At 60.5% G+C, this 20,663-nt stretch carries 20 protein-coding genes; 12 read left to right on the forward strand and 8 right to left on the reverse strand.

The features are described from left to right. Positions 1-114: 114 nt before the first annotated feature. A complete protein-coding gene (locus tag D7D26_RS00650; protein ID WP_199674628.1) occupies positions 115-681 on the reverse strand; it encodes a chromate transporter in 567 nt (188 codons plus the stop codon). Further along, the gene (locus D7D26_RS00655; RefSeq protein WP_078015126.1) at positions 678-1,265 is read right to left on the reverse strand and encodes a chromate transporter; all 588 of its coding nucleotides are present in this window, start codon (positions 1,263-1,265) and stop codon (positions 678-680) included. Before D7D26_RS00655 ends, D7D26_RS00650 begins: the two co-directional genes overlap by 4 nt. A gap of 288 nt (positions 1,266-1,553) precedes the next feature. Between D7D26_RS00655 and D7D26_RS00660 the strand changes: the two genes are divergently transcribed. The 6 genes from D7D26_RS00660 (at position 1,554) to D7D26_RS00680 (ending at position 8,089) form a co-directional block, all read left to right on the forward strand. Next, positions 1,554-2,591 (forward strand): 3-oxoacyl-ACP synthase III family protein, encoded by a 1,038-nt coding sequence (locus D7D26_RS00660; RefSeq protein ID WP_120371632.1) that lies wholly within the window; start codon positions 1,554-1,556, stop codon positions 2,589-2,591. A gap of 379 nt (positions 2,592-2,970) precedes the next feature. After that, entirely contained in the window at positions 2,971-3,099 is a 129-nt protein-coding gene (locus D7D26_RS12710; protein WP_255415953.1) for a hypothetical protein, read from the forward strand. A 78-nt stretch (positions 3,100-3,177) separates the two neighbouring features. After that, positions 3,178-4,338, forward strand: coding sequence for a sodium ion-translocating decarboxylase subunit beta (locus tag D7D26_RS00665; RefSeq protein ID WP_078015124.1), 1,161 nt, complete (start codon positions 3,178-3,180; stop codon positions 4,336-4,338). A gap of 358 nt (positions 4,339-4,696) precedes the next feature. Continuing rightward, a complete protein-coding gene (locus D7D26_RS00670; RefSeq protein WP_120371633.1) occupies positions 4,697-5,878 on the forward strand; it encodes an MFS transporter in 1,182 nt (393 codons plus the stop codon). Next, positions 5,878-6,534, forward strand: a complete 657-nt coding sequence (locus tag D7D26_RS00675; protein WP_078015122.1) for a ribonuclease HI family protein — start codon at positions 5,878-5,880, stop codon at positions 6,532-6,534. Before D7D26_RS00670 ends, D7D26_RS00675 begins: the two co-directional genes overlap by 1 nt. Positions 6,535-6,889: 355 nt before the next feature. Next, positions 6,890-8,089, forward strand: coding sequence for a CdaR family transcriptional regulator (locus D7D26_RS00680; RefSeq protein WP_078015121.1), 1,200 nt, complete (start codon positions 6,890-6,892; stop codon positions 8,087-8,089). A 150-nt stretch (positions 8,090-8,239) separates the two neighbouring features. Here the strand turns inward: D7D26_RS00680 and D7D26_RS00685 are convergent, their stop codons facing one another. Then, entirely contained in the window at positions 8,240-9,847 is a 1,608-nt protein-coding gene (locus D7D26_RS00685; RefSeq protein ID WP_120371634.1) for a gamma-glutamyltransferase family protein, read from the reverse strand. Between the two features lie 132 nt (positions 9,848-9,979). Further along, positions 9,980-11,185 (reverse strand): hypothetical protein, encoded by a 1,206-nt coding sequence (locus tag D7D26_RS00690; protein ID WP_120371635.1) that lies wholly within the window; start codon positions 11,183-11,185, stop codon positions 9,980-9,982. 198 nt (positions 11,186-11,383) lie between these two features. Between D7D26_RS00690 and D7D26_RS00695 the strand changes: the two genes are divergently transcribed. Next, a complete protein-coding gene (locus D7D26_RS00695; RefSeq protein WP_147413016.1) occupies positions 11,384-12,703 on the forward strand; it encodes a hypothetical protein in 1,320 nt (439 codons plus the stop codon). Between the two features lie 115 nt (positions 12,704-12,818). On the opposite strand, the gene D7D26_RS00700 is transcribed toward D7D26_RS00695, so the two are convergent. The 3 genes from D7D26_RS00700 to D7D26_RS00710 form a co-directional block, all read right to left on the reverse strand. Beyond that, the gene (locus D7D26_RS00700; protein ID WP_078015189.1) at positions 12,819-13,022 is read right to left on the reverse strand and encodes a hypothetical protein; all 204 of its coding nucleotides are present in this window, start codon (positions 13,020-13,022) and stop codon (positions 12,819-12,821) included. Positions 13,023-13,209: 187 nt separating this feature from the next. Beyond that, positions 13,210-13,692: a YbaK/EbsC family protein gene (locus tag D7D26_RS00705; protein ID WP_078015117.1), complete on the reverse strand. Its 483-nt coding sequence runs from the start codon at positions 13,690-13,692 to the stop codon at positions 13,210-13,212. Positions 13,693-13,702: 10 nt separating this feature from the next. Further along, positions 13,703-15,085 (reverse strand): phosphomannomutase/phosphoglucomutase, encoded by a 1,383-nt coding sequence (locus D7D26_RS00710; RefSeq protein ID WP_120371637.1) that lies wholly within the window; start codon positions 15,083-15,085, stop codon positions 13,703-13,705. A gap of 167 nt (positions 15,086-15,252) precedes the next feature. Between D7D26_RS00710 and D7D26_RS00715 the strand changes: the two genes are divergently transcribed. Together D7D26_RS00715 and D7D26_RS00720 are read left to right on the forward strand one after the other, a co-directional pair. After that, a complete protein-coding gene (locus tag D7D26_RS00715; protein ID WP_078015115.1) occupies positions 15,253-16,179 on the forward strand; it encodes an AEC family transporter in 927 nt (308 codons plus the stop codon). A 112-nt stretch (positions 16,180-16,291) separates the two neighbouring features. After that, positions 16,292-16,777 carry a hypothetical protein gene (locus D7D26_RS00720; RefSeq protein WP_120371638.1) on the forward strand — a complete coding sequence of 162 codons (486 nt, stop codon included), beginning with the start codon at positions 16,292-16,294 and terminating at the stop codon, positions 16,775-16,777. A gap of 40 nt (positions 16,778-16,817) precedes the next feature. Here D7D26_RS00720 and D7D26_RS12215 read toward each other — a convergent pair whose 3' ends face one another. Next, positions 16,818-16,970 carry a hypothetical protein gene (locus tag D7D26_RS12215; protein WP_158606209.1) on the reverse strand — a complete coding sequence of 51 codons (153 nt, stop codon included), beginning with the start codon at positions 16,968-16,970 and terminating at the stop codon, positions 16,818-16,820. Between the two features lie 132 nt (positions 16,971-17,102). Here D7D26_RS12215 and D7D26_RS00725 point away from each other — a divergent pair, with 132 nt between their 5' ends. The 3 genes from D7D26_RS00725 to D7D26_RS00735 are packed head-to-tail and all read left to right on the forward strand — an operon-like array spanning position 17,103 to position 20,500. Continuing rightward, positions 17,103-18,779: a nucleoside kinase gene (locus D7D26_RS00725; protein WP_120371639.1), complete on the forward strand. Its 1,677-nt coding sequence runs from the start codon at positions 17,103-17,105 to the stop codon at positions 18,777-18,779. 10 nt (positions 18,780-18,789) lie between these two features. Next, positions 18,790-19,617: a LacI family DNA-binding transcriptional regulator gene (locus tag D7D26_RS00730; protein WP_120371640.1), complete on the forward strand. Its 828-nt coding sequence runs from the start codon at positions 18,790-18,792 to the stop codon at positions 19,615-19,617. 58 nt (positions 19,618-19,675) lie between these two features. Then, positions 19,676-20,500: an Mrp/NBP35 family ATP-binding protein gene (locus tag D7D26_RS00735; RefSeq protein ID WP_120371641.1), complete on the forward strand. Its 825-nt coding sequence runs from the start codon at positions 19,676-19,678 to the stop codon at positions 20,498-20,500. Positions 20,501-20,663: the final 163 nt, after the last annotated feature.

Raw genomic sequence — 20,663 nt, forward strand, 5'->3', positions numbered from 1 at the left:
ACAAAAGGCCGTTCGCGCACCGGGACGATTTCCCGGCGTGCGAACGGCCTTTTCAGCGGGACGTTTTTAAGCGCGCGTCACGTGTCTCTCAAGCGAGAGCAGTTTTTCGAAAGGTTACGCCGCGGCGAGCGACGTCATGCCGAGGGCGTAAAGGACGACGGCCAGCAGCGCCATGCCGAACAGCAGAATCTGCGGATACTTGCGCAGGAACGGCACGGCGAAGTAGAGCGCGGCGCTCAGTCCCGCAAAGGCCCAGAGCTCGCGGCGATGGAGCACGGGCAGCGCCACCGTCCACAGCGCCACGGCCAGCAGCCCTACCACGACGGGGCGCATGGCGACGCGGATGCGGTCGACCCAGAGACGCGCCGTGCCGGAAGCGTTCTCGAAGATCCACACCAGCGCCATCACCACCAGCAGCGGCGCGACGACGACGGCCACCGTGCCGGTGATGGAGCCGGCGAGACCGGCAAAACGGTATCCCAGGAGCGTGGCCGAATTGAGAATGATGGGGCCGGGCGTCATCTGCGCGAGCGCGACGGTCTCGCTGAACACGCCGGCTGTCAGCCAGGCTCTTTCGGTGACGAAGACCTCGTAAAGGAACGGCAGCGACGCCAGGCCGCCGCCAAAGGTGAGCAGACTGACCTTGGCGAAGATGAAAAACAGGACGATCAGATCCGTCATGCCTTTTCCCCTTCTTTCTCGAGAAGCAGGTTGACGATCAGCGTGACGATCGTGCCGCCGATCAGTCCCCACACCGCGGAGACCTTGAAGACCAGCACCGCGGCGGCGACCAGCAGGCAGATGACCGTGTCCTTGACGCTGACGAGAGCGTTCTTCTTGCCCAGCTTCCAGACGATGGCCCCGAGCACGACCACCAGGGCGGCCGTGGCGCCGCTGAAGAACGCGGAAATGTAGCCCGAGCCCATGTGCGCCAGCAGCCAGCTGGAGAGCACGAGAATAGCGATGAAGGGCGGCAGCGCCATGCCAAACACGGCCGCCGCCGCGCCGGCGGGGCCGCCGAGCGCCAGCCCCGCCTGGTAGGACATGCTGATGCCCATCGCGCCGGGGGCGGCCAGCGAAAGCGCCAGCATGTCGGCCGTTTTTTCTTCGGGGACGACTCCCGTGCGGTTCACCGCTTCCTGGATCAGGCCGATGAGCACGGCGCCGCCGCCGAGCGTAAAGGCGCTGATCTTGAAGATCATCATGAAGATCGAAAAAAGCCCGAGCTTCTTTTCTTCTGCCTGTCCTTCTATCCGTGATTCCACCGTAGGACGCCTCTTTTCTCGAAATTGGAAACGCCGCGGGAAAAACGGCGAATTCGTATGGCCAGAACGGTAGCAGAATTGTCGTGCCCTGTCAATGAAAATGTTTCTCTTTGTGCCGCGGTACGAAACTGGGGATCCGTGCCGACGAAAGAGTCTCGGTTGGATTATGTAATTAAGATGGCGTTGCGAAATGCCCCCGCATCAGTTAAAATTTATTACTAGCCATTAAAACCAAGTCATAAAGTCTGTGCGGCGGAAACGTTTTATGATAGAGGAGGAAGTGAGCGTATGAACAGAGGTATGTCAATCGGAGGGATTTCCTGGTGCCTGCCGGAACGGTTCGAGACCAACGAGGATCTGGTCAGGGAATTCGGCACGTGGACGCCCGAAAAAATTTATAAGAAAACCGGCATCGTCAGGCGCCATATTGCCGACGCCGACAAGCCGGTGTCCCACTATCTGGCCTTGGCGGGCGAGAAGTTCTTTGCCGAACATCCGGCAGTTTCCCGCGACAGCATCGACATGCTGGTGGTCTGCTGCGAGGCCCGCGATTACATCGCGCCCGCCACTGCGTGCGTGGTTCATCACAAGCTGGGGCTGCGGAAAAGCTGCGGCGCCGTGGACTACGAACTGGGCTGTTCCGGTTACGTGTACGGCCTCTCCATCGCCAAGGGCTGTATCGCTGCCGGAATTGCCGACCGCGTGCTGCTGATCACCGGCGATCAGGTGACGCGCTATGTCAACAAGCAGGACAAGGCGATCCGCACCATTTTCGGCGACGGCTATACGGCGACGCTCCTGGAAGTCAGCGGGCGCGATCGCGTCACCGGTTTCGATCTCGGGACCGACGGCTCGGGGCTTCGTGATATCATCATCGAAGCGGGGGAGACGGCGCTGCCCCGTTCGGAAAGCACGGCCGCAGAGCGGGTGAACCGCTTCGGCAACGCGCACAGCCAGGAAAATGTGCTCATGGACGGCCGCAAGGTGCTCGAGTTCTCCTTGAGAGAAGTTCCCGGTTCGGTGCAGCGTTGCCTGGAGCGCGCCGGCATCAGAAAAGAGGATCTTGACCTGATCGTTTTCCATCAAGCGTCCCGGCTTCTGCTGGAGCAAGCGCGCGACGAAATGCGGTTCCCCGAGGACAAGTTCGTGATCAACCTTGAAGACAAGGGGAACACGGTCTCTTCGACGATTCCGATCGCGCTGGGGGAATGCGCGGAGCAGGGGCGGCTGAAAGCGGGCATGAAGGTCCTGTTGTCCGGTTTCGGCGTTGGCTTATCGTGGGGAACGGTGTTGGTGGAGTGGGGGACGGATGACGGCGCAAAATAGCCGGCGAAAATCGTCGAGGCAGCGCCCAGTAAACCATGGTAATGCTTTTTATCAAGAAATAGTATAAATTCGAGGCGACGCATTGTATGGCGTCGCCGTTCATGACGAAAAGACGGCGCCTCGTTTTTCCGGGGGGCCGCCTTTTTTGTTTTTGAGGCCGCAGCGCAGAACGAGAACGCCGGCGCCGGCCTAAGCATCTTTTATCGGGACTTGAAAATTTGTGAAATTTTTCTGCTGGCGTTTAACTTCTCTTAGCCTTTTTTGTCTTGACGCTGAACCTTTTTTCCGTTATTCTTATTCGCATCGTGTCTATGTTGAAGTTTTTTAATAGCTTGTATTTATTGGTATCCAATAGTTTATTCTTTTGGAGGTGAACGGAATGGTCTTTGACGGCATGAGCGGGGCTACGGCTCTCTCGGCGATCGCGTTCAGCGTGGTGTTTCTCGTGCTCGCGGGACTGACCGGCGTGATTTACGCGATGCGTATCGTCAGCACCGGCCGCAAGTAAAGGCTTGCGGAGGGCGTAAAACGGTTTAAAGCGGCTCGAACCGCATCATCTTACGATTTTCCCAAGGAGGAAAAAATTATGAGCGTTGTTTCTGAAGCGTTTGCCCGCATTGTCGGCGAATCCGGCTTTGCGGGACTGACGGGCGGCAACATTGTCATGTTGCTGGTGGCGTTTGCCTTGCTGTACTTGGCCATTGGCCGCGGCTTTGAACCGTTGCTGCTGATCCCCATCGCGTTCGGCTGCCTTCTGGCCAACCTGCCTCTGTCGGGCATCACCTCCGGGCCCGTGCTCGATGCGCTGGGCAACGAGACCCAGGCCGGCGGGTTCCTGTATTACATGTCTTTCGGCACGGTCAAGGAGATCTATCCCGTCATCATCTTCATGGGCATCGGCGCCATGACCGACTTTACCCCGCTTCTGGCCAACCCCATCACGTTCCTCCTCGGGGCCGCCGCCCAGCTGGGCGTTTTCATCGCGCTGTTCGGAGCCATGATGCTGGGCTTCAACGTGCAGGAAGCCGCTTCGATCGCCATTATCGGCGGCGCCGACGGGCCGACCAGCATTTATCTGTGTTCGAAACTGGCGCCGCAGATTCTCGGCGCCGTGGCCGTGGCTTCATACAGCTACATGTCGCTGGTGCCCCTGATCCAGCCTCCGATCATCAAGCTGTGCACCAGCAAAGCCGACCGTGCCATCACGATGGACAAGCTTCGTCCCGTCAGCAAGCTCGAAAGGATCATGTTCCCCATCGTCGTCACCGTCGTCACCGGGCTGATCCTGCCCATGTCGGTGCCTCTCGTCGGTATCCTCATGTTCGGTAACCTGATTCGCGAATGCGGCTGTGCCGACCGTCTCAGCGACACGGCTCAGAACGCGATCATGAACACCACCACGATCTTCCTGTCGCTGACCGTCGGCGCCACGATGGAAGCCGATAAGTTCCTGACTCTCGGCACGATCAAGATCATCGTCCTCGGACTGGTCGCCTTCATGGCCAGCACGGCCGGCGGCTGCGGCTTCGGCCAGCTTCTCAAGATCCTCAGCGGCGGCAAGATCAACCCGATGATCGGCGCTGCCGGCGTATCCGCCGTTCCCATGGCGGCCCGCGTCGTTCAGGTGGTCTGCCAGAAGGAGAACCCCGGCCATTTCCTGCTGATGCACGCCATGGGGCCCAACGTGGCCGGCGTCATCGGCACGGCCGTCGCCGCGGCCGTCATGCTGACGCTGTTGTCTCACTGAGTTCTACAATCTGCACAAAAAATCCTCTCGTTCGCGAACGAGAGGATTTTTTGTGGACTGTCAATCCGTTTCCGGAGCCATGGTCGGGAACGCCGTCTTTCCCCGTAGAAAAGGCGGCCGACGGTAGGACAAGACAGCGCGGCGCCAAAGCACAGAAGTTTGCTGTGCGCTTTCATGGGATGTCTTCCCTTCCGTTGGAAACGATTTGTTTGGTATCATGGAGAAAAAGGTTTTTATGCGATTCGAGGTGTACAATGTCAACGTGCGACGTCGCCGTTTCTGAAGGGCGGCGACGGTCTGCAGGTTATCCTGCCGCCACGGGCGCGCAGGCATTTTTCTCGTCCGGGAGAGAGAGCGTATGAGGCTGCCCTCTTATTTTCACAGTATTTTCACGCTGACGTTTTGCGCCCATAGCCTGGTTTCTGCCAGCTACGTGCTGCCGTCGCTGCTGCTGCAGATGGATTTCGGTTCGTGGCGGATGGGCGTGGTCATGAGCGTCTTTTACGTTGGTGCGACCTGTGCCCGTCCTCTCGGGGGCTGGATGGTGGAGCGCGTCGGCGTCCGCGGGGCCGTGACGGGGGCGGCGCTTTTGGGGGCCGCCGCAGGGCTGGGGTATCTGTCGCGGAATTTTTGCGCGCTGATGCTGGCGCGTTTTCTTGTCGGCATGGCTTACAGCGTGGTGTATGTGGCGATCACGGCGTATCAGGGGCTGGTTATCCCCGCGGCGGAACGCGGCCGGATTTTCGGTTATCTCTGCCTTGGCTCCATTCTTCCGCAGTTTGTCGTAGTGCCGTTGTCCGAATTCCTGATTGACCGCGGTTTCATCCGTCTGTTCATGATGCTTTCCTCCGCTATTTTGACAGCGCTGGCGCTTTATGCCCTACGCATGCCTCGCGCCGGAAAAGGGGCCACGGGGCAGGCGGTCATGGGCGTGGCGTGGGGAAGCTGGGGCGAACTGATAAGGCGCCGGGAGACGTGGGCGCTGCTCGCTTCGATTTTTACGGTTTCGCTGACGGCTACGGCGGCGATTCAGTACGTACCGAACCTGATGCGCGGGCTCGGCTTCAGGGGAACATGGTTCACGTGGGCGTTGACGCCGGTCAGCGTACTCGTGCGCGTGACTCTCTGCGCCTGGCTGCTGACGTCTTTCGATCGACGAACCTCCTTCTGTTTCTGGGCTGTGGGTGAGGCGCTTTCGCTTTTGCTGGCCGCCTCGTCGAAACAGATCCCTTGGTTCGTGGCGGCGGGCATGCTTTTCGGACTGAGCCACGGCGTCGATTATCCCGCCATCAGCGCGCTGGTACCGGACGTGTTTCCGCCGCGGCTGCTTCCCAAGGGATCGTCGTTGTACCTCCTGGCGAATGATCTGCCGCCGATTCTGCTGCCGTTGCTGATTGGCGCTCTTTCGGAACGTATGGGACTGGATGGAGTGCTGGCGGCTATCGGTTGTTTCGCGATAGGAACTTTTCCCGTGATCTACGCGACGCTGTGGCGTCATCCGCCGCTACGCGCACAAACGAACAAGGAGGCGAGAGCCTGATGATTCGAGGCCATTTTGACGGCGCCTCGCGGGGCAATCCTGGCGACGCCGGTGCCGGCATGGTGATTTACGACGGCGAACGGGTGATCTGGCGCCGTGCGCTGCCGTTGGGCATGAAGACCAACAACGAGGCGGAGTATATGGCGCTGAGTCTGCTGCTTGACGAGCTTGAACGCCGCGGTCTGAAGAACGCGGAAATCTGCGGCGACAGCAAACTGGTGATATCGCAGGTAACGGGGCAGTGGAAGATCAAAGAACCCCGCCTGAAAGCGCTGGCCGAGCCGATCATCGAGCGTATGCGCGCTCTGCAAGCGCGCTGCCGCTGGGTGCCGAGGGCCCGGAACGCCGAAGCTGACCGCCTGTCCAACGTGGCGCTGGACAAGGGCGAATTCATCGAGAGCGTGCCTTTGGATCCCGGCGAGCCGATTCTTGAAAAGCAGGCTGATAATTTCGCCGCAGCCCGAGGGCTGTCGGCGGGAAAGGCCGGCGGCCCCGAACTTCGGCGGGTCGGAGCAAAGGTATGGCTCGTGGAGGAAAACGGCGAAGAATTTGCCGTGGACGTGGAGCATCGCTGTTGTACCTGTGAAGAGGGGCGTAAAACCGGCCGTTGTCGTCATATTGAGCGTGTTTTAATGGAAGATCCGTTTGTGCTGTAGTATCTTTTTCGATGATTTGTGGCGAGCCGTTTCTGCTGTTTGGGCGTGATTCATCCGATGAAATCAGGCAAGTTGCCGAAAATATGACGGGACGACGCGGATCGCCCTACATTTTTGTTCATAAAAATCTCAAAATCTTGAGACGAATAAATGAAAATGAGCTCCACAAAAATGCCGAAAGTGGTATTATAATACATGTTGGAATGCGTCTATATGACTTAAAAGTTTTTTCGTAACGAAATAAAATTTCGTTACGAAAGATCTCTGATAAACTTGTCGGCGAAAAAAACTTGCCTTAATTCCCGTCAAAATCAGGCAGATACGCCGCAATTACACAATGTCCGGGAGGAGACACATGCTTAGACCTATTGCTCAGGAACTTGCGGAAAACATTTCCCGCGTCATCGGATACGACGTCGTCATCACCGATACCGACGGAATCACGATCGGCTGCAGCGACCTCGACCGCGGTATCGGCACGCTGAACGAGGCGTGCGCCATTGTCGGGCGCACGGGGCAGTCCCGCTGGGAAACGGAAGAGGACGCCCGCCGTCTGAAAGGCGTCAAGCCCGGCGTCACCTATCCGATCCTCGATACTGAGCAGCATGTGATCGGCACGATCGCTATCACGGGCGATCCCGAAAAGGTCAAGCCGTTCGCTCAGCTCGTCAAAAGCCAGGCTGAGCTGTACCTGAAAGAGCGCATGATCACGCGCGAACTGCTGGAACGCGAGCGCAACCTGCAGGCGTTGGTGGCCGACATCGCCCTGTTCCGCCCCGGCATCAACGATCCGCAGGTGATCGAGACCAAGGCGGCGCTGATGGGCTACGACAAGACGCTGGCCTATTCGGTGATCGAGATCGACACGTCGTCGCAGAGCAGCGAGGACGGCGACTATCCCGAACGCGACCGCACGCTGATGGACATCCGCCAGATCTTCAACGCTCCCGGCGACGTTTCCGGCAGCGTCGGCCCGCACCGCTACGTGGTCTTCCGCAGCGCCATGCGCGGGCGCGAGTTCAATCGCGACAAGTTCTACGTGGCGGTGCGCGAGCAGTGCCTGCAGCTGACCGACCAGCTCAAGCGCCGCGGTTTTTCCGCCGCGGTCGGCATCGGCAGCGTGCAGGACGGCATTCCCGGCCTAGTCTCGTCGTATCGCGAGGCGCAGGTCGCCTTGGGCGTCGGCAGCAAACTGCTCCCGCGCGACAAAGTCCACATCATCACCGATTTTCGCGTCGAGGAACTGCTGCTCTGTTCCGAGCCCCGCCTGCTCGACAGCATGGTGGAGCGCGAACTGGCGCCGCTTTTCGTGCGGACTGACGGCGAGGAACTGCAGGAGACGATCGCGGCCTGGTGCGAAAGCGGCTTCAGCGTCGTGCGCGCCGCCGAGCTGCTGCACGTGCATCGCACCACGGTGGATTACCGCCTTGAAAAGCTGGAGAGCATCCTCGGCGTCAAGCCGCGCGATTTCCGCGAAATGAGCCGCTTCTACTGGTCCGTGATCCTGTGGCGGAACGGCAAGGGCAATCCCAAGACGATCAAAAACAAACGCTGAAAACTCACAAAACGAAAAGGGTCGGTTGCGTGACCGACGGTATTCTCCGCAGGACAAACCAAGCGGCCGGGATCTGATGATTCAAATGAATGCATCAGTTCCCGGCCGCTTGGCGTTTGTGTGTTTCTGAGCGGAGAAGGGCGACCCGTTTTACCAGGCGGCGACGCAGCCGTCGGTGCGCGGCTCGGTGGCGCCGATGAGCACGCCGTCGTCGCCGCGCAGGATCATCTGACCGCGTCCGAAGCTGAGAAAGTCGCTGGTGACGGTCACTTCGTGACCGCGTTTGCTCAGCCCTTCGGCCACGGCGGGGTCAAAGCCGGCTTCCAGTTCCACCTTCCTGCCGCCGATCCACTGCCAGCGCGGCGCGTCGAGAGCTTCCTGGGGATTGAGGCCGTAATCGATCATGTTCATCAGCACCTGCACATGGCCCTGGGGTTGCATGAAGCCGCCCATGACGCCGAAGGGACCGACGGCCCGGCCGTCCTTCATCAGGAATCCGGGAATGATGGTGTGATAGGGCTTCTTGCCCGGGGCAATGCAGTCGTCGGACCGCGGGTCGAGCTTGAAGCCGTTGCCGCGGTCGTTCAGCGCGATGCCGTAGCCGGGGATGACGATGCCGCTGCCGAAGCCGCGGAAGTTGCTCTGGATGTGCGAGATCATGTTGCCCTCGCTGTCGGCGGCGCACATGTAAACCGTGCCGCCGCACTGCGGATCGATGGGTTTCGGCAGCAGCGCCTCTGCGCCGATTTCGCCGCTGCGTCCCGCGGCATAGGCGTCGCTGAGCAGAAAATCCGTCTTCATCTTCATGAAGCGCGGATCGGCGATATAAGTCTGTCCGTCGGTGAAAGCCAGCTTCATCGCTTCCAGCTGTTTGTGGACCGTCGGCTCGGCGTCGCGCCCCAGAGAAGTGTCCAGCTTCTGCAGTATGTTCAGCGTCATCAGCGCGACGATGCCGTGACCGTTGGGCGGAATTTCGCAGACTTCGTAGCCTTTGTAGTTGGTCGTGATCGGTTCGACCCATTCGGCCCGGTACGCCGCCAGGTCCTCGGCGCGCAGGAGGCCGCCCGTCTCTTTCGAGAACGCGTCGAACGCCGCGGCGATCCGGCCGCGGTAAAAGCTCTCGCAGTTCGTCTCGGCAAGTTCGCGCAGGGTCCTGGCGTGATCGGGGAGCTTGACCAGGCTGCCGATGGCCGGGGCGCCGTTTTTGAGGAACGTTTCGAAGAACGGACGGAATTCCGGCTTGTCCTTGAACGGCATGAAGACTTTGGCCGCATCGTTCCAAAGACGGCCGACGATGGGGTGGACGGGATAGCCGTTTTCGGCGTAGTCGATGGCGGCGGCGAACAGGTCTTTGAAGGGCAAGCGTCCGAAACGTTGGTGCAGTTCGCTCCAGGCCGATACGGCGCCGGGCACCGTGACGGAGTCCCAGCCGCGCTGCGGCATGGAATCGTAGCCTTTGGCCTTCATCTTCTCGAGGGTCTGAAGCTTCGCGGCGCCGCCGCTGCCGTTGAGCCCGTAAAGTCTGCCGCCGAACCAGACGAGGTCGAACGCGTCCGAACCGAGCCCGTTTCCCGTGGGCTCCAATACGGTCATGCAGATCGCCGTGGCGATCATGGCGTCGACGGCGTTGCCTCCCTTTTTCAGAATGTCCAGTCCGGCCTGGGCGGCCAGCGGCTGAGAGGTGCAGACCATGCCTTTGCGCCCGTAAATGACGCTGCGGCGAGACGGATAACGATAATTCAGCATGTCGAATTTCATGATTTTTCCCTCCGGCTTTCCTTGAGTTGTGGGCGGACTCGCACGGCGCCTGACGGTGCAGAGCGTTTTTTCGAGGCCGCCGCTATTATAAAACAGATCCGTCGGTTTCGTTCGTGTTTTTCGTGGCCGGATTTACGGCGCCGGGAACAGATGCAGGAAAGAGGCGAAAATCCCCGCCATGATGATCGAGAACGTCGTCACGGAGACGAAGCCCGACACGACGAAGGCCGGCGTCAGCTTCTCGACGACGTAGTTTTTCTCGTCGTCGTTCCGCGCGACGGCCGTCGCCACTTCGTTGACGATCAGGAACGTGGCGGGGAATCCCAGCAGCTGCGACATGGCGATGCCGACCACCATGTTGCGCGAGCCGATGAACTTCCACAGCGGCAGGACGTAGAGCAGCAGGAAAGTACCGATCAGCACCGCACCGAATACCAGCGCCAGACTGACGGCCATGCTGCCCATGTCGGAGAGCTTGATCTTCGCCAGGGCGGGGATCAAACTGCAAAACGTCGCCGTCATGAACAGCCCGCTCGACTTTCCCCGGTCGAGGATACGCGAAGGGATCAGATGCAGCTGATTGAGCAGCATGCCGAAAAGCAGGCACCAGATCGAAGCGGCGATGCCCGTGACCCTGGCGATCAGGCTGCTGACGTAGGCGACTGCGGCTGCGATGCCGAGCGTCATGTAGACGGTGTAATATTTGTCGTACTGGACGCAGAACGGAACTTTCTTCGGTTGAGCGTCCGTTTCCTCGCGGGTCTGCGGCTGAGCGGCCTTTAAAAGATCGATGCCCTGGGCCTTTTTCTCGCGGTAGTCGCTGACCAGCAGCTTCGCTTCCTTGAGGCCGAAGTGCGAGGCGGGGATGGTGCCGACGAATTTCTGCACGGCGAATACCAGCGTGCCGAGCGCGGCGGCCAGGCCGAATCCTTTTTCGAGAGCGGCGGCGGTCATGATCTGCGTGGCGACGATGCCGCCGTTGACGATAGGAATGCACACCAGAGCGCTCTGCATGCCGATCAGCGGCGCGACGGCAAGTACGGAGACGACGGCGACCAGCATCGCCGCCAGCGACATGACGACGACTTTCCATTCCCTGCGCATCTGCGACAGGTTGATGGACGAGCCCATGGAGAAAACGAGAAACGGCGTTGCCATTTTAGCCAAATCGGTGAGTCCGGCGATCTTGATTAGATCCTGAGGCAGAACGCCGCTCAGAAACAGCACCAGAAAGCACATCAGGGCGACGAACACGGAGGAGAGGCGAGCCTTCGAGACGACGCCAAGGTAATCTCCCAGCGCGAAGATGCCGAACACGACGAGAAGAGCCCAATACATGAAGAGAACCTCCTTTTCGGGAATGAAGCGCAATGAATCCGTTTGTAAAAATAAATTCACTGTTTATTTCATTATATGGGCGTCTTGGATGCTATAAAACGACCTTAATTTGACCTTAATGCAATGGCCGCGTACAATGAAGCGGCATGTCCGAACCATGCGGAACGGGCAAGATTTCTCTATCGCGAGGGAACGATGATGATCATTGGCGTGATTGGCCCCGAGACAAGTCTGAGAATCCTGCAGAAAAGATCGGCTCGGTTTTCCGTACAGCTGATGCCTCTGGCGTATCGGGATTTTCACGAGGCGATAAAACTGATCGAAGAAAACGAGAGGAAATGCGACGCTCTGCTTTTCACGGGACAGACGCCTTATCTGTACGCGACGTCTCTGCTCCAACCCGCGGTCCCGTGGGATTTTATGCCGCGCAACATGCTGTCGACCATGTGCGCGCTCGTCAAGGCGGGACTGAAATACAAAAACAGGATCCAGAACGTCAGCATGGACGGTTTTGACGATGAGATCATCGAAGAGATACGCGAAGAGCTGAAGGGGACCGAAGAAAGCGTGCGGCTTTACAATACCCGCTTTGACATCATGGCCGAAGATTATTTTCAGCAGGTCGTTCAATATCACGCGGAAAATTACCGCACCGGCAGGGCGGATCTGTGCGTGACGGGACTGGAGAAGATCTACGAAAAACTTCGGGCGATGGGGATCCCTTCGATCAAGACCGGTCCGAATTTTTCTCTTCTGCAGCAGAAGCTCCAGTTTTTGCTGCTGAGACATCAGATCACCGTTGCCGAAAGAAACCTTCCCGCGGTGGTCGTGATCCGGCCGGAATTCCAGCTGAGCCGCGAGATGCACATGTACAGCGAGCTGCAGACGCTGAGACTGCAGGCGCAGATCGGCGAGTCCGTCTGCTATTTTGCGCAGCATCTCGGCGGCGCCGTGTTTCAGACGGACATGGCTGACTATTACGTGGCGTGCGATCTGAGGACGCTGATGGCCGAGACGGGGAACTTCACCGGTCTCAGTCTGCTGCACATGCCCTTTCAAAATCCCTGTCTGGAGAAGATTTCGGCGGGCATCGGCATCGGGTATACGGTCCGGGAGGCCCGTTACGCGGCCGACAAGGCGCAGCAGAGAAGCCGAAGAAGCCCGGCATCTTGCTGTTACGGTCTTGACGAGAGAGGGCATTTTTTCGGCCCGATCTCGCTGTCGGGCGATCCCGACGCGAAAGGGCTGTTCAACGAAAATCTGCGCCAGATCTCCGTGCAGACCGGGATCGGGATCAGATCGCTGAGCAAGATCGAGCAGGCCCTTCTGCAATACCGGACCGACACGGTCACTTCGTCCGAACTGGCGCGTTACTGCTCGCTGTCGCTGCGCAGCATGAACAGGCTGCTGCAGAAGCTGGAGGAGTTTCGCTATCTGACCGTGCTGGGAAAGGAGCCGCAGGCCGCGGCAGGCCGTCCGCGGCGGATCCTGCGCATCGATCTGCGCTATCACGACTGATGGTGAGTCCCAATTAAATTTTTTAAGTAAAATCGGCATCGAGTTCGTTTTCACGCGGATACGAAAAAAGAGACCGTCTCGGCCCGCTGCAGGCCGGGACGGTCTCGTCTTGTATCTACGAGGCTGGAAGGACGCCGTCGATAGCGTCTTTCAGGTTTTCCCACTCGGGAATGCCGCGGAAGATCACCTTGCCGTTCAGCACCCAGGTGACTTCGTCGCCGCGCAGGCGATAGCGCAGCGTGTCGAAGAGAAATACGAAACAGCGCGGGTCGTAGAAGTTGATGTCGAGGCGGGGACCATACTCTTCTTTGAGCTTCATGTAAAGCTGCCCAACCGCGACGCGGTTGGCTGCACCGGGAAAATGTTTCAGCTCGTTCTCGGTGTAGATGGCGGTGCTTCAGCCGCAGCCCATAATGGGACGTTCGCGATAGATCTTGAGTGCCGGAGTTTTCATGGGAAGCTCCTTTCTGTTCTTTCATCGTCAGGATGGAAGAAGGGGCGGAAGATCACGGCTGAGGGGGCTCTTTCTTGACGGCCGCTTTCTGTCCCTGGGTGTATTCTCGCAGCGTTTCCGGGGCGATGGGAAAGAAAGCGTGGTCGGTGCCGGCCGCAGCCCAGACAATGGAAAAATTCCACAAATCCTCGTCCAGCAGCGCGGGCAGCGTCCGCGGATAGCCGAGGGGCGGCACGCCGCCGATTCTGAAACCGAAGTTCTCGAAAACGTAGTCGGGCGAAGCCATAGTGACGCGATGTCCCTGGCTGAGCCGCTTGATCTTGCCCGAATGGACTTTGTTCGGACCGGACATGAGCACGAGCCAGGGCTGTCCGTCGACCATGAAGATCAGGCTCTTGAGGATCTCGCCCGGCGTGACGCCGATCGCTTTGGAAGCGTCTTCGACGGTGAAGATGGTGGCGTCGCTGTGGATGATGCTCCCTTCGTAGTGAAGTTCGTCGAGAGCCTTTTGCACTTTTTCAACGGGATCGGTCATGACAGTCTCCTTACATTTTCCATTGGAAGTCGGGCAGTCCGGCGCGAAGGATGCGGGCGCGGATGTCGGCGGCGATCTGGTCGCGCTTCTCGGGCGTCGTGCCTTCGCACCTGACGGCCAGCACGGGCTGGGTGTTGGAGGCGCGGATCAGCCCCCAGCCGCCGTCGTAGAGGATGCGCACGCCGTCGACGGTGATGGCGTCGTGGTCTTTGAGCGCCTGCGCGGTGATCTGCTTCATCACCTCGAACTTGCGCTCGTCGGGACAGTCGATGCGCATCTCCTCGGTGTGGCAGTAGGCGGGGATCGAGGCGCGCATCTGCGCCAGCGTCTCGCGGCCGGCGGCGACGAGGCGCAGCAGCCGGGCGGCGGCGTAGAAGGAATCGTCGTAGCCGTAATATTCGTCGGCGAAGAACATGTGTCCCGAATATTCGCCGGCGAAGGGCGCGCCGATGCGCTTCATCTCGGCCTTGATCAGCGAATGGCCGGCTTTGTAATAATAGGGTTTGCCGCCGAGGCGGCGCACTTCTTCTTCGAGCGCTTTGGAGCATTTCACTTCGATGATGGCGGTGGCGCCGGGATGTTTGGGCAGGATCTCGCGCCAGAACAGGGCCATGAGAATGTCGCCGCCGACGATCCTGCCTTCGTTGTCGACGACGCCGATGCGGTCGGCGTCGCCGTCGAAGCCGAAGCCGGCCTCGGCGCCGACCTCCACGACTGTGCGCGCCAAGTCCCGCATGTTCTCCTTCTTCTGAGGGTCGGGATGGTGGTTGGGAAAGGTGCCGTCGGGCGTGTCGTACAGGGCGGTGACGTCGCAGCCGAGGGCTTTGAAGAATCTGCCGGCGAACAGCGCCGCCGTGCCGTTGGCGGGGTCGATGACGATCTTCATCGGCCGCGGCAGACGCACTTTCTCCGTCAGCATGGCGACGTATTCGTCGGCGATGTCGGCTTTTTCCAGCGCTCCCGGCGCGGCGGCGAGGTCGAAGTCGCCCGTCTGCGCCATGCGGCGGATCTTCTGAATTTCTTCGCCGAACAGCGTGGCTTTTTTGAACCCCAGCTTGAGGCCGTTCATGTCCTTCGGATTGTGGCTGCCGGTGATCATGACGCCGCCGTCGACGCCGAAGCGGAAGAAGCTCCAGTAGAGCATGGGCGTGGTCACCGTGCCGAGGTCGACGACGTCGACGCCGCAGGAGCGCAGGCCTTCGATGGCGGCGGCGCGGATCCGCTCGGTGGACAGGCGTACGTCGCCGCCTACGGTGGCTTTGAGGATACCGGCGCGTTTCAAATACGTGCCGTAGGCGCGCGCGACCGCCCGCACGTTTTCGTCGGTCAGTTCGCTCTCGGCTTCGCCGCGGATGTCGTACTCGCGAAAAATGCGGGAAGGAACCGGGATCATGATGGATTTTTCCTTCTTTCTGGATGGTCTGATCGGGAATGCCGTCTCATATTTCAAGTCCATTATATCGTCTCGGGGAAGCTTCGACAATCGGATCGAAGCGGGGTTCCCTTTTTCCGCCGGAAAATTTATAACGAAAAACATTTTCCGGCGGAGGTGCTGAGGTCATGCTTGGCGGTTTTCTGTTGATCCTGCCCATCATGTGCTGCATCATGACGGGGTGGGGGTTGAAGCGCGTGGGGATCTTGAACGACGAGGGCGGCTCGCAGATGGGGCGCGTTGTTTTTTATGTGGCCGCGCCCTGCCTGGTTTTCCGCATCACGCTGTCGGTCAGCGCCCGCGATCTTGGCGACGTCAATTTCGTCCTTGCGCTGTACGGCGGCTACTTGGGCATGATCTTCTGCGCCTGGCTGAGCGAGCGTTTTCGGCGCGGCGACGCGCGGCGCAAAGCTGCCTCGGTGATGATGGCGATCCGCTCGAACAACATGTTTATGGGCATGCCGGCTGTGGTCATGCTCTGGGGCGAAGGCGCGCTCGAATATTACGGGCGCTTCATGGCGCTTTCCGTGGCGGGTTTTGAAATTTTTTCTGCCGTCAGCGGTCTGATCGTGCTTCACGGCGGGCTGAGAAAGGATTCCCTGCGGCGCGTTTTCCGCTCGCTGAGCCGTAATCCCGTGGTGCTCAGCATCGTGTTGGGAGCGCTTTGGAATGTGGGCGTCGGCCTGCCTCTGCCGCGCTGGCTCGACCTGTCGCTGAAGATTCTCGGCGACCTCGGCACCGGGCTGGCGCTGATAACGCTGGGCATGAAGCTCAAGCCCGGCGAGCTGCGGCGCGATCTGCTTCAGGTCTGGCCCGACATGATCGTACGTCTGATCATTTCGCCGCTGATCCTCGCGCTGGGTTTTAGATTTTTCCCGTCTCAGCCCGAGATGGTGAAAACCTGCATCCTCGTCATGGCCATGCCGGTGGCCATGAACACGTTTCCAATGGCCGAAGCCATGGGCATGGACGGCGATTATACGGCCCGCGCCGTCATGGTCAGCACGATGCTGTCGGTGCTGACGCTGCCGCTGGTGATCCGTTTCCTGTTATGAGTCTAAAAAAAGGTGGCTCCGCGAAAAGGAGGCTGGCGGTTACGCTCCGATTCGGGTAAAATGAGTGACAGCATTCCGAGGAATGAAAGTTCCGGGAAGGAGACCTTCTAAAATGAAAGACATCGAGCACGCGTCGATCAACGGGGTGGAAATCCACAATCTGGCCGAGCGGGACAACGACGAGAGCCTTCTGTATTCCGGCGAGCTGTGGCTTGAAGGGAAGCCGGCCGGCAGTTTCAGGGAGCTGAACGAGAACGAGATGCAGCTCGACATCGCCCCCGAGTTCGAACAGACGATGAACGAACGCATCGCTTCCTATCTTCAGGCGCTGACGGAGGACGAGGAAGGCGCGGAGAGCGAGGGCGAACTGTCCAGCGAGATCTTCTTCGAGGACCTGATCGAGCTGGAACTGTACCTCCAGGCTTTCAAGGACGGCGTCAAGGAAGGCTACGGCTGCCTGCTCGTCAATTACACCGACGAGGGCGTGGACGTTTTCAGCGTGGAGAGCGAGGACGAGGTGGAAAACATCGCCCGCGAGAACAACCTCACCGACTTCCAGACCTTTTACGAACCCGAACACTTCATCATCAACTGCTGAGCCGCGGATCGAAAAAGGATCCCCGCTCCGGAGGAAATTTTTATCCTCCGGAGCGGGGATCCTTTCGTTTCGCCGCGGCCGTTTTCCCGCCGCGTTTTTTCTCGGCCGCCCCGATGCGTCGCGGCGCCGGGCGCGGCTTCATGCCGCCGTTGAAATAGGCTTCGCTGCGGTCGCTTTCGAAACCGTCGGCCATGGGTGTTCGCCTCCTTTGCACGAAGATTTCTCACTCGCGCTGCGCCGATTATTGTATGACACGGTATAATAAAAGGCAAAATGCGCGCGGTACGATTTCGCCGCGCAGACCTGTCTGTGAGGAGGCTGGGAGATGTTTAACGTGTTTTTCCCCGACGGAAAGAGCGTGCCGTGCGACGCGCCGACAAGCGGCGAGGAACTGTTGCGCCGCTTGGGCGGCTCGCAAAGCGGCGTGCCGGTGGTGGCGTGGCACGTCAATCATTATCTGCGTCCGCTGAACTGGATCGTGGACAAGGACGCCCGGATCAGCTGGGTCGACTTGGCCTCGGCGGAGGGCGTGAGCGTCTTTCAGAGCTCGCTGAGCTTCGTGCTGACCATTGCCGCCCGTCGCGTGCTGGGGCGCGGGCTGCGCGTCACCCATTCCATTTCCGAAGGCACGTTCTGGGAGCTTATGCCCCGTCCGGGGGAACGGCTTAACGGCGAAGACGAGGAAATCCCCGCGGACAAGGTCAGCGCCATCGCCGCGGAGATGGAACGGATCATCGCCGCCGATTTGCCCATCCGCGCCGAGATGACGCCGATCGACGAAGCGCGGCGTTTTTTCGAAGAACACGAGCGCCCCGACAAGGCGAAACTGCTGGCTCATATGTGGTCCGATCTGCCCGTGGAGATGGCCTGCTGCGACGGCGAGCGCGACCACTTCTATTCGCCGATGGTTCCTTCCACCGGCTATCTTCGTCCTTACAAGCTTTCGAAACTGACGCCGGGCGTCGTGCTGCGCTTCCCGGTCGCGCTGAGCCGCGGCGGGCTGCCCGAATACCGGCCTTCGCACAAGCTTTCCACGGTATTTCTCGACTACGCCGACTGGATGCGCAAACTCCACGTCGTCAATCTCGTGGAGATCTGCGAAGCGGTGGCGCGCGACGGCGGCAAGGAACTGATCCTCATGTCCGAAGCGCTTCACGCCCAGAAGGTCGCCGAGGTGACGCAGGATTTTTTGAGCGTCCCCGAGCGCCGCGTCATCACCATCGCCGGCCCGTCGGGCTCCGGCAAGACGACCACGTCGCACAAGCTGCGCATCCAGCTGGAAGTGGCCGGCCGGCGCCCCGTGGCGATCTCGCTGGACGACTACTTCGTGGACCGCGACGAGTGCCCGCTCGACGAGGACGGCAAGCGCGACTTCGAGGCGGTCGAGGCGGTGGACACCGAGCTGTTGAACGAGCACATCCATGCGCTGCTGACGGGAAAAACGGTACGGCTGCCGCGCTTCGACTTTTACGAGGGGCGTCGCATGGCCGGAGCCGAACTGAAACTGGAAAAGGACGACGTGCTGATCCTCGAGGGACTCCACGGGCTCAACGACAAAGTGCTGGCGGCGATCCCTCCGCAGGCGCGCTACGGCGTGTTCCTCTCGCCGCTGACCAGCCTCTGCCTCGACCAGCATTCCCGCACCAGTACGACCGACCTGCGCCTGCTGCGGCGCTTGATCCGCGACAACCGCACCCGCGGCAACTCGCCCGAGGCGACGCTGAACCGCTGGCCCTCGGTGGTACGCGGCGCGGCAAGATATATCTTCCCCTATCAGAAGAACGCCGACGTGATGTTCAACTCGTCGCTGATCTACGAGCTGCCGGTGATGAAACCTTATGCCGAAAACTTGCTGCGCTCCGTCGGCGAGGAATCGCCCCAGCGCGGCGAGGCGATGCGGCTGCTGCGCATGCTGCGCTTCGTTCCGGCCATGGATCCCCGTCTGGTGCCCAGCAATTCGCTGCTGCGCGAGTTCATCGGCGGCAGCATCATCGAGATCTGAGGCGCCCGTCATGGCTCGGGTCACGATGGCCGACGTGGCGCTCGAGGCGGGCGTCAACAAAGGCACCGTCAGCCGCGCGCTGAGGGGCGACCGGCGCATTTCCGCGGAGACGCGCGGTCGCGTCTGGAAAGCGGCAAAAAAACTGGGCTACGAACTGGACGCGGTGGCCAGCGGACTTTCCAGCAAACGCACCGGCGTCATCGGCGTGGTGCTGGAACGCATGGACGCGCCGTGGACGGGCGAGTTCCTGAGCGCGGTATCCGGCGTGCTGTCGCGCTGCAAGATGGAGCTGCTCCTTTTTGAGGGCGGCAGCGCCTCGCTGGCCGCCAACGTGCTGCGTCGCGTCGAAGGGCGCAAGGCCGACGGATTAATCTGGTTCGGCGCGCAGGCGCGGGAGCTCGGCGCGTTGGAAATCCCCGTGGTCTGCATCGGACCGTCGGCGTGCGCAGGCCAATTCAGCGTGGCGCTGGAGCGCGAGAGCGTCTCGGCGCGGGTCCGCGCGCTGGCGGGGCGTCATCCCGTGCGCTATCGCGGCGGCCCGGCGGCCGTGATGGAGTTCCTGGCGGAACTGGAAACGGAAATGGGCGACGGCGAACCGTTCGTGATCTGGGACGGGGCGAAGAATTCGCCCGACGGCGAACGCCCCGACCTGCTCTGCGGCGACGAACGGCTGGCGCGTCTGCTGCGCGCCAACTGCCTGCGCGTGCCGGTCAGAGAACTGGGCGTGCTGGCGGCGCGCGTGCTGACCAACGCGATCCGCGGCAGCGGCGTGCGTCCGGCGGTGACGCTGGTCAAAACGACGCTCGTTTCCACGGCTGGCGAGCTGATTCTCGGATAAAACGGCGTAAAAGTGGTATGATGGGGCCGTTGAGTTTTTATTTGGGGAGGCTTGTGTTATGAACGAGACGTGTAATGGTTCGTGCAGCAGCTGCTCGTCGGCCGGAAACTGCAATAAGATCCCCGGCCCGACGCGGCAGGGCGTCGGTCGCATCATCGCCGTCGGCAGCGGCAAGGGCGGCGTCGGCAAAAGCACCGTGTCGGCGCTGCTGGCGGTGGCGCTGAACCGCGCCGGCTACCGCGTCGGCGTGCTCGACGCCGACGTCACCGGTCCTTCGATCCCGAAACTGCTGGGCATCGATCGGCCGCCGTACGTGGAGAACAACAAGATCCAAATGCCTGCCACGGCCAATGGCATCAAAGTGCTTTCCGTCAATCTGCTGCTCAAGGACGACGGCGCGCCCGTCGTCTGGCGCGGTCCGCTGATCAGCGGCACCATCAAGCAGTTCTGGGAAGACGGCGCTTGGGGCGGGCTCGACTTCGCCGTCATCGATCTGCCGCCGGGGACCGCCGACGCGCCGCTGACGGTCATGCAAAGCATCCAGGTCGACGGCATCCTGGCCGTGACCATGCCGCAGGGGCTGTCGACGATGATCGTGCAGAAGCAGATCAATCTCGGCAAGATGATGAACGTGCCGCTGCTCGGCCTGGTGGAGAACATGTCCTACGCGGTGTGCCCGCACTGCGGCGAGCGCTGGGACCTTTTCGGCTCGTCGCACCGCGAGGAGATCGAGAAGCTTTTCAGCCTCAAGACGTTGGCGCGCATTCCCGTCGATCAGAAGCTGACCGAGCTCGGCGACGCGGGACGTCTCGAGGAATACGAAAACGACGAGCTCATGCAGGCTCTGACCGCCGCAGCCGTCGGCGTGAAGGGCCGCGTGTGACCGATTTTTGAACGGGGAGGCCGGACTTCTTTTTTTGTCGATGAAAAAGAAGCCCGGCCTTTTTTGCCCGCGCGGTTTCGCGCGCGATCGTCGTATTTCCTGAAAGATATCGCCGCGAACGCGGCGGCGCCAAGAAAAAATAGGAAATGTTCCACGTGGAACG

It is taken from the genome of Pyramidobacter sp. CG50-2, assembly GCF_003612005.1.
In the GTDB taxonomy this organism is placed as follows: Bacteria; Synergistota; Synergistia; order Synergistales; family Dethiosulfovibrionaceae; genus Pyramidobacter.

Bases quoted from the DNA above. Each gene is read 5' to 3' on its own strand.
- D7D26_RS00695 (WP_147413016.1), top strand. From the start codon at position 11,384: ATGATCATTGGCGTGATTGGCCCCGAGACAAGTCTGAGAATCCTGCAG.
- D7D26_RS00720 (WP_120371638.1), top strand. From the start codon at position 16,292: ATGAAAGACATCGAGCACGCGTCGATCAACGGGGTGGAAATCCACAAT.
- D7D26_RS00685 (WP_120371634.1), bottom strand. From the start codon at position 9,847: ATGAAATTCGACATGCTGAATTATCGTTATCCGTCTCGCCGCAGCGTC.
- D7D26_RS00665 (WP_078015124.1), top strand. From the start codon at position 3,178: ATGAGCGTTGTTTCTGAAGCGTTTGCCCGCATTGTCGGCGAATCCGGC.
- D7D26_RS00705 (WP_078015117.1), bottom strand. From the start codon at position 13,692: ATGACCGATCCCGTTGAAAAAGTGCAAAAGGCTCTCGACGAACTTCAC.
- D7D26_RS00735 (WP_120371641.1), top strand. From the start codon at position 19,676: ATGAACGAGACGTGTAATGGTTCGTGCAGCAGCTGCTCGTCGGCCGGA.
- D7D26_RS00660 (WP_120371632.1), top strand. From the start codon at position 1,554: ATGAACAGAGGTATGTCAATCGGAGGGATTTCCTGGTGCCTGCCGGAA.
- D7D26_RS12215 (WP_158606209.1), bottom strand. From the start codon at position 16,970: ATGGCCGACGGTTTCGAAAGCGACCGCAGCGAAGCCTATTTCAACGGC.
- D7D26_RS12710 (WP_255415953.1), top strand. From the start codon at position 2,971: ATGGTCTTTGACGGCATGAGCGGGGCTACGGCTCTCTCGGCGATCGCG.
- D7D26_RS00700 (WP_078015189.1), bottom strand. From the start codon at position 13,022: ATGAAGCTCAAAGAAGAGTATGGTCCCCGCCTCGACATCAACTTCTAC.
- D7D26_RS00730 (WP_120371640.1), top strand. From the start codon at position 18,790: ATGGCTCGGGTCACGATGGCCGACGTGGCGCTCGAGGCGGGCGTCAAC.
- D7D26_RS00670 (WP_120371633.1), top strand. From the start codon at position 4,697: ATGAGGCTGCCCTCTTATTTTCACAGTATTTTCACGCTGACGTTTTGC.
- D7D26_RS00715 (WP_078015115.1), top strand. From the start codon at position 15,253: ATGCTTGGCGGTTTTCTGTTGATCCTGCCCATCATGTGCTGCATCATG.
- D7D26_RS00680 (WP_078015121.1), top strand. From the start codon at position 6,890: ATGCTTAGACCTATTGCTCAGGAACTTGCGGAAAACATTTCCCGCGTC.
- D7D26_RS00675 (WP_078015122.1), top strand. From the start codon at position 5,878: ATGATTCGAGGCCATTTTGACGGCGCCTCGCGGGGCAATCCTGGCGAC.
- D7D26_RS00725 (WP_120371639.1), top strand. From the start codon at position 17,103: ATGTTTAACGTGTTTTTCCCCGACGGAAAGAGCGTGCCGTGCGACGCG.
- D7D26_RS00690 (WP_120371635.1), bottom strand. From the start codon at position 11,185: ATGTATTGGGCTCTTCTCGTCGTGTTCGGCATCTTCGCGCTGGGAGAT.
- D7D26_RS00710 (WP_120371637.1), bottom strand. From the start codon at position 15,085: ATGATCCCGGTTCCTTCCCGCATTTTTCGCGAGTACGACATCCGCGGC.
- D7D26_RS00650 (WP_199674628.1), bottom strand. From the start codon at position 681: ATGACGGATCTGATCGTCCTGTTTTTCATCTTCGCCAAGGTCAGTCTG.